The following is a 12,812-nucleotide window of genomic DNA, read 5'->3' on the forward strand; positions in this document are numbered from 1 at the left end:
CAGGGCGTCCCCTGCCGAGCGCGACCCAAAGGGCAAGGATGCCCGAGGATATCAGAAGCGCACTGCCGCGCGGAACTGAATACGGCGAGGAAGCGTCAGGATGCTGTTCCCTTCGATGGCCGGATCCAGAGGATCCGTGGCGTTGAAGAACCCGTCGAAACCCGAATAGTTGGTGTTGTCGAAGGCATTGAGCAGATCGACGGCAAGTTCGATCTCTCGATCTTCACCGAAATTGATGAACTTGGCGAGAGTGAGGTTCACTTCGCAGAACTGGAAGATGCCATCGACACAGGTCTTTTCGGGATAGGCGGAGGTGATCCGCAATTGCCCGTTATCGAAACCATTGGTCGCATCGGTCACCTGGTAGGCGCGGCCGCTGCCGAACGTGCTCAGCGTCGAGAAACGGAAACCCCACGGCAGGTCGACCAAGCCTGAAAGCACCACGCGGTGACGCTCGTCGCCCGGACGAGGACGCCAGCCATAGGAATCGGGAACGGTGCCATCGAGGCTGAAGAGATCGTTTCCGTTCTGCTCGCCCTTCGAAAGCGTGTAGGCAATGTTCAGGCCCCAGCCGGATCGCGGAGTGTAGTTCTTGTCGAGCGTGAAATAGAGCGCCTTGTAGCGCGTATCGAGCCCGTCGTAACCGATCAGCACGTTGGCATAGCCGAAGGGCACCACCGGGGAGGTGTCACAACAGTTCCCGAGTCCTTCGTCCCGGCGGGTGGCGAAGAGATGGGTATAACCGTTGCGTCCACGCTGATAGGAAGCGGTCACCGAAGCTTCCCAGTCGCCGAAACGATGACGGACACCTAGGCTGAACTGGTCATTCACCGGCGGCTTGGCATTTTCCGGCACGGCAAAGAGTTCGGGAAGGCCGGATGTCGACGTCTCACGCAGCGTGATAAGGCCTTCGCGCGTCAGGTAGCTCGGGTCCCAGGCGACCGTCGGCAGGCCGTTGCGAGGGGAGCCGTCTTCCGAGAAGCGGAAGACGCCGACCGGATTGCGCTGACGGGCAATCTCGTCGACCGTGTTGCTGAAGGTGTTGCGGTCGTAATAGCGCCCCGCTCCACCGAAGATCACCCACGTCCGGTCGCCGGTGAGATCGTAGGAAAATCCGATGCGCGGGGCGATGGCGCCCGTGAAGGGGTCGCGCTCGGTTCCATCGGTGATGTAGTCCTCCGGATCGAAGTAGAAGGTCGATGGGAGTGCTCGCAAGGCCGCCGCTGCCGAGGCCGGCGTGACGTAGTCGTTGTTGAACCCGTTGGTCTCGTAGTCCCACCGAACGCCGAGATTGAGTTCGAGCCGGTCGGTGACTTGCCAGTCGTCCTGAATATACACGCCAAACGACGTATTGGACGCGGTAATCAGCGAGTTCCCGAGGCCCAGACGCGCTTCTCCCGGGAAGCTGAAATCGAGGTTGTTCGCTTCGTCGACGAAGAAGGTATAGCGCGGCTGGACGAAGGCGCGATTGTCGAATTCGATATCGAGCACCTCGACGCGCGCGCCGATCTTGATCGTATGATCGTCCAACGCGGAATAGGTGAAGTCGTCCCGGATCGTATAGCTCTGCTGCTCCTCACGACGGGTGGAATCCTTGCCGCCGAAGGTCAGCACGCCGATGTACTGAAACTGGGGAAGATCGGGGTTGATCGACGTCGGATTGAACACGTAGTCGATCATGCTCGTGCTGAATTCGTTCACGAAATCGTCGCCGTTATAGGTCCACTTGAACAAGGCGGAATCGACGCGATTCTTCTTGTTTTCGGCAGCTTCGAAGGATGTTTGGCCGCCAAAGTTCTGGATATCGGTTTCCTCGCGGCGACTGAACGACAGATCGAATACCTGACGATCGTCTGGCGTCAGCGTCAGCTTGCCAAAATAGAAGTCTCCGCGAAACGGGCTGACGAAAGCGCCTTCGAATTCGTCGATGGAACGGCCCGAACTCGCTTCGAACTGGGACCTAAGCTCGGGGGAGCCGCCCGCGATGACGTTGAAGGCGCGATCCTGATCATTGCCTTCATAGGCAGCGAAGAAGAACAGCCTATCCTTGACGATCGGGCCACCGAGCGAAACGCCATACTGCTTGCGCTTGAATGGCGGCTCGGGAAGGTTGTTCCGTTCGTTGATGGCGTCGATCTCTGTGAGACTGCGGTCGGTATACTGACCGAACGCCTCGCCGTGGAATTCATTGGTGCCCGACTTGGTCACCGCGGTGACGATGGCGGACCCGGCCTCCTCGTATTCGGCCTTGTAGTTTTGCGTGAGGACGCGGAATTCCTGCACGGCCAGCTGCCCGAACGGGTTCCCGCGACTGTTCTGCTGGCCGGCGATGCCGCCTTCGCGCAGCTTGTTCTTCAGGCTCACGCCATCAACGAAAACATTGACCTGGCTGCGCGTGGCAGCACCCGACTGGATGCCCTTGTCGGTCTCGCTGTCGAGATAGACCACGCCGGGCGAAAGGGCTGCGAAAGAGAGGAAATTGCGATCGGTCTGGGGAAGCGACTTGATCTGCTCCTGCGAAACGCTGGCGCTTACCTCCCCGCCCTGTGCGGATCGGACACGGCCGCCGGTCACGATGATCACATTCTCGCCAACCGCGGCGGTGTCAGCATCGGCGGCCTGGCCCTCGGCAAGGTCGAAATCGAACACTGCATCCTGAGCGACGCGCACGTCGAACTGGTCGGTCCGACGGGTGCCGTCGACCGTCGTCACTTCAAGCCGGTAGGTGCCTGGACGCAACGATGCGAAAAAGTAGCTGCCGCCCGGACCAACCGGTACGGTGCGGCTCGTTCCGGTACCGACCTCAATGGCTGTTACGGTGCTGGATTCGTCCGCCCCGGTGATCGTCCCGCGTAACGACCCGCTCGTATCCTGGGCATGGGCGGGAGCGGCCAGGCCGACCGCCAGCGCGCCGGTCGCACAGCCGAGCACGAGCGCCGAGGCCATCCGACCCGCCACGGACATACGATTCTTACGCGAAAAGAACATTTCCACTCCTCCCCAAACAGACCCGATTCTTGGGCGTTTTTCCGGGCCCGCACCCTCTTTCAGGGGCTTGACCATCTTTATTTGCGAATACTCTTGTAACCGGTTTCATTCGCCCTGTATAGCCTTGTTGCACGATCCCGGCTCGGGCAGCCCGAGCACGACAAGAATTGGATCGATCGATACTATCGCGATGGGGAGGCATGCATGCGCAAGGCTCGAGCAATTCTGACGGTGGCAATTCCAGTTCTGGTCGGAGCTTGCGCCCCCACGATTCCGCCGGTGGCGCAGGCCCCGGCGCCATCGACCGATGTCACGGCGGTCGCCGAAGAACGCGCCACGCCCGCATGGGCCCGGCCCGATGCCAAGATGGACGCCTTCATCGACGACCTCATGGCGCGCATGACGCTCGACGAGAAGATCGGTCAGCTCACGCTGCTCACCAGCGATTGGGAATCGACCGGTCCGACGATGCGCGATACGTACAAGCAGGACATCAAGTCGGGCCGCGTGGGCGCGATCTTCAACGCCTATACAGCGAAATACACCACCGAACTGCAGCGCGTCGCGGTGGAGGAAACCCGCCTCGGCATCCCGCTGCTGTTCGGATACGATGTCATCCACGGCCACCGTACGATCTTCCCGATCTCGCTCGGCGAAGCCGCCAGCTGGGACATGCAGGCAATCGAGAAGTCGGCCCGCGTCTCGGCGCAGGAAGCGTCGGCGGAAGGGATCCACTGGACCTTCTCGCCCATGGTCGACATCGCGCGCGACGCGCGCTGGGGACGCATTTCCGAAGGCGCCGGGGAAGACGTCTATCTCGGCCAGAAGATCGCCGCCGCGCGCGTTCACGGCTATCAGGGCGACGACCTGCGGGCGACCGACACCGTCCTCGCCACCGCCAAGCATTTCGCCGCCTACGGCGCCGCGCAGGCGGGGCGCGACTATCACACCGTCGACATTTCGGAGCGCACCCTGCGCGACGTTTACCTGCCCCCGTTCGAGGCGGCGGTGGACGCGGGCGTGGCCAGCTTCATGACCAGCTTCAACGAATATGACGGGGTTCCGGCCAGCGGCAACAAATACCTGCTGACCGATGTATTGCGCGACAAATGGGGCTTCGACGGCTTCGTCGTCACCGACTATACCTCGATCAACGAGATGGTGCCGCACGGCTATGCCAAGAATCTGGCTCAGGCCGGCGAGCAGGCGATCAACGCCGGCGTGGACATGGACATGCAAGGCGCCGTCTACATGGAGAACCTCGCCAAGTCGGTGGCCGAAGGCCGCGTCGACACGGCGACGATCGATCGCGCGGTGCGCCGCATTGTCGAGGCGAAATACCGTCTCGGCCTGTTCGAAGACCCGTACCGCTATGCCGATGCGGAGCGCGAGAAGGCGACGCTCTACAAGCCCGAATTCCTCGAGGCGGCGCGCGACGTGGCCCGCCGGTCGATGGTGCTGCTTCGCAACGAAGGCGATGTATTGCCGCTGGCCGCAGGTGCGAAGAAGATCGCCCTGATCGGTCCGCTCGGCGACAGCAAGCCCGACATGATCGGGAGCTGGGCCGCGGGCGGCGATCGCCAGACCCGGCCGGTGACCATCCTCGAAGGCCTGCGTGCACGCGCGCAGTCGGGCACGACCGTTTCCTATGCCAAGGGCGCATCCTACGACTTCTCGGCAGCAGGGAGCACCGACGGATTTGCCGAAGCGCTCGCTCTGGCGGGCAAGTCGGACATCATCATCGCCGTGATGGGCGAGAAATGGGACATGACCGGTGAGGCTGCGAGCCGCACTTCGCTCGATCTCCCGGGCAACCAGGAGGCGCTGCTCGAGCGCCTCGTCGCGACCGGCAAGCCCGTGGTGCTCGTGCTGCTCAGCGGGCGCCCCAATTCGGTCGAATGGGCATCGAAGAATGTGCCCGCCATCCTCCATGCCTGGTATCCCGGCACGCAGGGCGGCCATGCAGTCGCCGACGTCCTGTTCGGCGACTACAATCCCTCGGGCAAGCTTCCGGTGACCTTCCCGCGCACCGTGGGGCAGGTCCCGATCCACTACGACATGAAGCACACCGGGCGGCCGATCGAGCTTGGCGCGCCGGGGGCGAAATACGTCTCGCGCTATCTCAACACGCCCAACGACCCGCTCTACCGCTTCGGCTACGGCCTCAGCTATACCGACTTCGCCTATTCGCCGGTGACGCTCGGCAGCACGAGCATGGGCCCGCGCGGATCGATCACGGCCAGCGCCACCGTCACCAACACGGGCAAGCGCGCCGGCGAAGAGGTCGTGCAGCTATATGTGCAGGATCTGGTCGGTTCGGTGACCCGACCGGTGCAGCAGCTCAAGGGGTTCGAGAAGATCCTGCTGCAGCCGGGCGAAAGCCGGACCGTGACCTTCGAACTGCATCCGGAAGACCTCGCCTTCACCCGCGCCGACATGACGCACGGATGGGAGCCGGGCGAATTCCGGCTGTGGATCGCCCCCAGCTCGGGCGCGCAAGCGAGCACGCCGGTCAGCTTCACCCTGACGGAGTAGCGGCCGTGTTCCGCTTCACCGTCACGATCGTCGCCGCGCTGTCGCTATCGGCCTGCGCGGCGGCGCCGTCCGGGCACCGCGTGGCCGAGCCAGCACCCCCGCAAGAACGCCGGCCGAACATCATCTTCATCATGTCCGACGACCATGCGCAGGCCGCGATCTCGGCCTATGGCACCGAGATCGGCAAGCTCGCGCCGACGCCCAACATCGACCGGATCGCCCGCAACGGCGCGCTGTTCGAGAACAGCTACGTCACCAATTCGCTGTGCGGTCCAAGCCGGGCAACGATGCTGACCGGCCAGTTCAGCCACATGCACGGCTTCACCAAGAACGGGCAGAAGTTCGACAATGCCAGCTGGAACTGGGTGCGTGCGCTCGGGCAGTCCGGATACCAGACCGCCATGTTCGGCAAATGGCACCTCAACCATTCACCCGAAGGTGCCGGGATCGACGACTGGAAGGTGCTCGACGACCAGGGCGAGTACTACAATCCCGACATCATCACGCCCGAGGGAAAGACACGGGTCGAAGGCTACGCCACCGATCTCGTCACCGACTACAGCCTCGACTGGCTGAAGAATCGCGATCCGGACAAGCCCTTCGCGATCCTCATCCATCACAAGGCGCCGCACCGCAATTTCATGCCCGCGATCCGCCACATCCAGCGTTATCTCGGCACCGAGTTTCCCGTGCCGACCAATTACTTCGACCACTACGACGGTCGCCCCGCCGCTGCGGCGCAGGAAATGAACATCTACCGCGACATGTACGAAGGGCACGATCTCAAGATGACCACGCGGGTCGGCACGACCGAGCTGCGCTACAATCGCTGGCCCGGCGCCTTCGAGCGCATGACGCCCGAACAGCGGGCGAAGTGGGACGCGCTCCACCAGGCGGACAATGACGCGATGAACGCCGCCGGCCTCGAAGGGCGCGAGATGGCGCTGTGGAAGTACCAGCGCTACATGGACGAATACCTCGGCACCGTCGCCGCCGTCGACGAGGGCGTCGGCCGCGTGCTCGACTGGCTCGAGGCGTCGGGGGAGGCGAACAACACGATTGTCGTCTACACATCGGACCAGGGCTTTTACCTCGGCGAACACGGCTGGTTCGACAAGCGCTTCATGTACGAGGAATCGCTCCGGACGCCGCTGCTGATGCAGTATCCCGGCCATATCGCACCCGGCAGCCATGTGCGCGTGCCGGTCGAGAACGTCGACTACGCGCCGACCTTCCTCGATTTCGCCGGGCTCGCTCCGCGCGACACCATCCAGGGACGGTCCATGCGCGAAGTGGTCGAAGGCCGCCCGCCGGCCGACTGGCGCAAGGACGTCTACTACCACTACTACGAGTACCCCGGGTTCCACTCGGTGCGCGCGCATTACGGCGTGAAGTCGGGCCGCTACAAGCTGATGCGCTTTTACGGCGATATCAACGGGTGGGAATTCTACGACCTCGAGAGCGATCGAGGCGAGATGCACAACCGGATCGACGACCCCGCTGTCCAGCCGATCGTCGCGGACCTCAAACGCAAGCTGATCCGGCTCCGCGAACAATATCGCGACACCGACGGTCCGGCTGTCGGCGATCCTCTCTCGGACGTCGCAAAGGGGCAGCGCGATGCCGACGTGGCGGCGGGACTAGGCCATCACGCTCATTGATATGTCGGTGGTCCCGGCCGTTGTAGAGCTACGTTCTCACACACGCCTGCCGCCCCGATCCCGAGGGGGCCTCGATCGATCGGCGAGATGGTCAACGCGCCGGGCGAAGGGAGACGGCAAAGCCGCCACCGGCCTCCATCGCGAGCGTCAACGCGTCCCCTCCACGGACGGCGCGCTTCTCCCGCACCATGGCGAAACGGTCGCCTTCGATGCCGCCACCAGGCCCGTCGCGCCAGATTTCGGCAGTGTATCGCTTGCCGGCGGGGAGGAAAGACAGGTCGAGGGTCACTTCGCGACGTTCGCCGTCGGTGACGCCGCCGAGCCACCAGTCGCTTCCTCCGCGGCGCTGGCGGGCGACGACGGCATATTCGCCGATCTCCCCAGCGAGCACCTTGGTCTGCTCCCAATCGACCGGCACCTGTTCGATGAAGGCGAGCGCGTCGGGGGCCTTTCCGTAGTTCTCTGGTAGGTCGGCCGCCATCTGAAGGGGAGAGTAGAGCACTAAATAGAGTGCCAGCTGGCGGGCAAGCGTATTCGGGAGCAGCCGCCCGTCGCGACCTGCAAGACTGACGATGCCCGGCGTGTAATCGAGCGGCCCGGAGAGCATACGTGTGAAGAGCAGGGTCGGCTCATGGCTCGGCGGGTTCGGCGGATCGCCCCAAGCCATGTATTCGGTACCCCGCGCGCCCTCGCGCGTCATCATGTTGGGATAGGTGCGGCGCATCCCCGTGTCCTTGATCGGCTCATGCGCATTGACCGCAATCCGATGTTTGGCAGCGCGCTTCGCGACGAGGACATGGTGGCGCGCCATGTACTGGCCGTCATGCCATTCCCATTGCTCGGTACCGTCGGGGTCCTCGCGAAGGACCCCGCCCGCATCGGCGACGTATCCGGTCTTGACCGAGTGGATGCCGTGCTTGGCGTAATAGGCCAGCGCCTCTTCGAGACTGCGCTCGTAGAGCCCCGCGTTGCCCGCGGTTTCGTGATGCCCCATGATCGCGACGCCCTTCTTGCGGGCATGGGCCGTCACCCGCTCGATATCGAAATCGGGATAGGGCGTGGCGAATTTGAAATTGCGCCCGCTCTCGCTCCACCAGCCCTCGTTCCAGCCCTCGACCAGGACCGAGCCGAAGCCATGCTTCGCGGCGAAGTCGATGTAGTCGAGTGCATGCTCGGTCGTGGCGCCGTGCTTGGGCCCGGCATTCCAGCTCCACTTGTCGAGATGCATCGCCCACCAGATGCCGACATACTTCTGCGGCTTGACCCAGCTCACGTCGCCGAGGCGATTGGGCTCGTTGAGATCGAGGATGATGTCGGCGGCGGCATAGAGGCCGGGCGCGTCCTCGGCGATCAGGACGGTCCGCCAGGGCGTGTTGAACGGGGCGGTGCGGCGGACCTTCCAGGGCTGCGAAGACGGTGCCAGCCGGGTGCGGAAGCGCTCCCCTTCGAGCCGTTCGAGCCAATAGCCCGAATAGTCCTGAAGCGCCGCTTCGTGGATGGCGATGTGCAGCCCGTCGGCGCGGCGGAAAGTGATCGGGGTATGCGCGGTCCCGACCTCGCTCGCGGGGGTATGGCGATAGAGATATTCGTAGCGATTCCACTCGCCGCCGGGGATCCACCAGGCCTCCGCCTGCCCGGCGATGGCGAATTCGGTGAGCTCCTCGTCCACCATCACATCACCGAGCTGCGGCTGCTCGGGGAATTCGAACCGGAAGCCCACGCCGCCATCGAAGACGCGCGCGACCAGATCGATCCGGCGCTTGGTCTTGCGCGTCTCGATGATCGGCACGCGGATTTCGTTGTAGCGATCTTCGACGAGGCGGCGTTCGCCCCAGGGCTGTTGCCAGGTTTCGTCATGGCCGCGCGTGACCGCATCGCCCAGCTGCATCCCGTGCTGCCACTTGCCCGCGCCGCGCAGCATGAAGCCCAGACGGGAGGGCGCGATAACATCCGCGCCGTCGAGCTCGATCCGGTAGGTGGCGTCCCCCTCGACCGTCTCGAGCGCGAAGCAGAGCCGCCCGTCAGGCGAGCACTGGCGCTGGGCATCGCTCGCCTGCGCCGCAAGGGCGGAGGGGCCGAGAAAGGCAAGGATTGCCAGCATGGCCCGGACCATGGCGCGACCTGCTACACCTGACTGTCTTGCCCTCACCGTTCTCTCCTTGCCGATATTGCGTGGCAGGCATGAGGTATCGTCGATCTACATGCAACCGGTTACACGATTCTCGGGAGAACCCAGCGCGCACGAGTGCGAGGCATGCGAGGCGAGGCCAAGCACGCATTGCGCGGATAGGAGAGGTAGCTGGCGGAGGAAGCAGTCAGCTGCGAACCAGTCTCTCCCTGATTTCGCTGTTTTACAGGGAATTTACAGGGAAGCGGTTGTTTTCGGGGACTCCGCGGCTCTTCCAGAGCCCCTGAGAACCGCGGATTTGCGCCATTTCCAAGACCGAATTCCCTGTCCGCGGAACAGGGAATTCGCATCGCGCGAACAGCGATCAAACTTGTATCGAACAGGGAATGGAGTGCCAGGGGATCTGGGAAAGGCGATAATACTGCAACTTTACTGCTCGCCGTTGCCGCGAGAACCAAGCACACCCTACCAGCCTGGATGCCATGCCTGGTGCCTGTCACCAACTATTCTGCGATTGACCGTGCATTTTGAGCGGTGTATGTTCCGGTTCTGATCTTGCCTTGTTCCGCATTTTGCGCTATCTCCACGATAGCGCGGGATGGCCCGTGCGTGGGGTTCGCAGGGGGGGGTTGCATGACAGGTCCATACCAACAGCTGGTCGAGCGCGACATCGCTTCGCTTCGGCCCTATTCGCGCAACGCGCGCACGCATTCGAAGAAGCAGGTCAAACAGATCGCAGCATCGATCGAGCGGTTCGGGTTTACTAATCCGGTGCTCATCTCGGACGATGGCGAGATCATCGCAGGTCACGGCCGCGTCGAGGCGGCGAAACTGCTGAAATGGAAGACAGTGCCGACGATCACACTGTCGCATCTCTCCGAGACCGAGCGTCGGGCATATGTACTGGCCGACAACAAGCTCGCGCTCAACTCCGGCTGGGACAAGGAAATCCTCGCCATCGAGCTCCAGGCGCTGGTCGATCTCGAGTTCGATGTCGAGCTGACCGGCTTCAGCCTGGCCGAGGTCGATTTCGCTCTCGATGAGGCCGGTGAGGCGGACCCGGACGGCCGGGATGCGGCCGACGACGCGGTCGAGATCGAGACCGGTCCCGCGGTGTCGCGGCGCGGCGACCTGTGGCTGCTGGGACGCCATCGCCTGCTCTGCGGTGACGCGCGAAGCAGTGTCGACTTCGAGGCCCTGATGGACGGTGCCAAGGCCGACCTCGTGTTCACCGATCCGCCCTACAACGTGAAGATCGATGGGAATGTCTGCGGGCTCGGGACCGTCAAGCACCGCGAATTCGCCTTTGCCTCCGGTGAGATGAGCCGTGCCCAGTTTACTGGGTTCCTTACCGAGACACTCGCAAACATCGCGGGTGTGATGCGCGACGGGTCGATCGCCTATGTCTGCATGGACTGGTGCCACATGGGCGAACTGCTTGCTGCCGGCGAGGAGGCCTTTACCGAGCTCAAGAACCTCGTCGTGTGGAACAAGACCAACGGCGGGATGGGGGCCTTCTACCGTTCGAAGCACGAGCTGGTGTTCGTGTTCAAGCAGGGTACGGCCGAGCACACCAACAGCTTCGGACTGGGCCAGACCGGTCGCTACCGCACCAATGTGTGGGACTATGCCGGGATCAGCTCGATCGGTGCCAGCCGCTCGGACGAGCTGGCGATGCACCCGACTGTCAAGCCGGTCGCGCTCATTGCCGACGCGATCCGCGACTGCTCGAAGCGCGGCGAGATCGTGCTCGATGCCTTCGGCGGTTCGGGTAGCACGCTCATCGCAGCCGAAAAGACCGGCCGCTGCGCGCGCCTTATCGAGTACGACCCGCTCTACTGCGACACCATCGTCAGGCGCTGGGAAGCCTATACCGGCAAGCGCGCCAGACTCGCCGTTACCGGTGAGACGTTCGAGGCACTTGGCGAAACCCGCATTGGGTTCGAGCTGGAGGCAGCCGAGTGAGCGGCACGGAAAAGGAGCAGTCGAACCTTCCTGAACCCTACCGCGTCGGATACGGGCGTCCTCCGGTCGAGCACCGGTTCCGCAAGGGCCAGTCGGGCAACCCGCGAGGAAGGCCCAAGGGGGCGACAAACAAGCCGAAGGTCGCAAACGGTTTCGGAATGAAGGCCGCGGAGGAGTATCTGCGTCAGGAAGCCTATCGAACGGTCACCATCCGCGAAGGTGATAGGCATATCGAGCTTCCCGCGATCCAGGCGGTGTTCCGCGCAATGGGCGTCTCGGCGATGAAGGGCAACCGGTTTGCCCAGAAGACAATGGCCGAGCTCATCACTACACTTGAGCAGCGGGATCATGACCAGCGGTTCGAGGCCTTTGGCATAGCGATCGATTACAAGCGCGAATGGTCCGAGAAGATCGACCGTGCCAAGGAACTTGGCCTTCCCGTCCCCGACCCCGTTCCGCATCCCGACGACATCGTGATAAACACGAGCAATGGTGAGGTGCGCATCGAAGGTCCCCAAACGAAGGAACAGAAGGACCACTACGAGAAGGCGCATGCGCGGAGGGTGGAGGCGCAGGAATGCGTGAGCCACTTCGCTGCCAAGTACCGCCGGTCTAAGAACGAGGAGAAGAAGGCTTTCTACCTTGAAGAATGGCACTTCGAGCAGCGAATGTTCGACATCATCAACGATGCCATGCGCGGGCGTCACAAGATGAAGCTCGTGGACCGGTCCTATCACCCCGATGCCTCACGCCCCGGTGAAACGTTCAAGGCATTCGCCGAAGACCGGAAGAAGCCACCCCATGAGCGGTGGTCGAACGACTATGTCGAGGGATGAAGGAATGTCAGCTTTGCGCCCTCATTCCAGACATAGAAGGCTGCTCGCTCCCAACCCAAAAGCCGTCATCGAAGTAGCGTAATTCGGTTCGCCCTCACGCCGCTGACGTGGAGGTTGTCTTTTGTCGAATGAAAATTGGCCCCACCAATGAGGTGAGGCCAAAGGCGAAAGCGAGGTACAAGACCACGCCCTTCGGGTCGCTATCTCAATAACTAACTCATTGACTGCAGATGAATTGTAGATTTTCGCCATGGCAGCCTGAATTAAACGGGCGATCTGCACGTTAGCGCCTAGGGGACAGGCTCTGCAGATCAGCCGGCACGGCTGCGATCCCGCGCTACGACAGAACTTTTATCCCGTGCTGGCGTTCCTGAAATGCAATGGAGGAGTATGCTCGCCGTCAGCAGAGGCCTACTGGAGGCGTGAGTCAGTCGCCATTTCAATCGCCAGGTTGCTAAGGGACCCGCGCCGTCCACCGTCGGCAAGTGTTCTTAATCGTGAGGTAGCCATGCGCGACAAGCCACTCGACATTCAGCCGATCGAGCGGATCCAGGAGAACTTCCTGGCGCGTGAAGAACGCCGCTTACTGACGTGGATCTGTTCCAAATTCCCCGAATGGGTGTCGCCCGACATGCTCACCTACCTGGGAATGCTCGGGGCGTTCTTGATCTTCTCGGGATACACTCTGAGCAATCTGGA

6 protein-coding genes and 1 pseudogene are annotated in these 12,812 nt (G+C 62.8%); 5 read left to right on the top strand and 2 right to left on the bottom strand.

The window, feature by feature from the left end; translation table 11 throughout:
- Positions 1 to 51: 51 nt before the first annotated feature.
- Positions 52 to 2,946, bottom strand: a complete 2,895-nt coding sequence (locus K3181_RS12835; protein ID WP_221603476.1) for a TonB-dependent receptor — start codon at positions 2,944 to 2,946, stop codon at positions 52 to 54.
- A gap of 246 nt (positions 2,947 to 3,192) precedes the next feature.
- On the opposite strand from K3181_RS12835, the gene bglX reads away from it, so the two are divergent.
- Together bglX and K3181_RS12845 are read left to right on the top strand one after the other, a co-directional pair.
- On the top strand, positions 3,193 to 5,523 hold the full coding sequence (gene bglX / locus K3181_RS12840; protein WP_221603477.1) for a beta-glucosidase BglX: 2,331 nt from the start codon (positions 3,193 to 3,195) through the stop codon (positions 5,521 to 5,523).
- Positions 5,524 to 5,528: 5 nt separating this feature from the next.
- Positions 5,529 to 7,184 (top strand): sulfatase family protein, encoded by a 1,656-nt coding sequence (locus K3181_RS12845; protein WP_345725502.1) that lies wholly within the window; start codon positions 5,529 to 5,531, stop codon positions 7,182 to 7,184.
- 91 nt (positions 7,185 to 7,275) lie between these two features.
- Here the strand turns inward: K3181_RS12845 and K3181_RS12850 are convergent, their stop codons facing one another.
- Positions 7,276 to 9,285: a glycoside hydrolase family 97 protein gene (locus K3181_RS12850; RefSeq protein WP_247715102.1), complete on the bottom strand. Its 2,010-nt coding sequence runs from the start codon at positions 9,283 to 9,285 to the stop codon at positions 7,276 to 7,278.
- Positions 9,286 to 9,945: 660 nt separating this feature from the next.
- Between K3181_RS12850 and K3181_RS12855 the strand changes: the two genes are divergently transcribed.
- The 3 genes and pseudogenes from K3181_RS12855 to K3181_RS12865 all read left to right on the top strand — a co-directional run.
- Entirely contained in the window at positions 9,946 to 11,277 is a 1,332-nt protein-coding gene (locus tag K3181_RS12855; RefSeq protein ID WP_221603479.1) for a site-specific DNA-methyltransferase, read from the top strand.
- Positions 11,274 to 12,113 (top strand): DUF5681 domain-containing protein, encoded by an 840-nt coding sequence (locus K3181_RS12860; protein WP_221603480.1) that lies wholly within the window; start codon positions 11,274 to 11,276, stop codon positions 12,111 to 12,113. The genes K3181_RS12855 and K3181_RS12860 overlap by 4 nt, the downstream gene beginning before the upstream one ends.
- A gap of 508 nt (positions 12,114 to 12,621) precedes the next feature.
- Positions 12,622 to 12,812: pseudogene (locus K3181_RS12865) on the top strand (CDP-alcohol phosphatidyltransferase family protein); the annotation flags it as partial.

It is taken from the genome of Qipengyuania mesophila (genome assembly GCF_019711655.1).
GTDB classification, from domain to species: domain Bacteria; phylum Pseudomonadota; class Alphaproteobacteria; order Sphingomonadales; family Sphingomonadaceae; genus Qipengyuania; species Qipengyuania mesophila.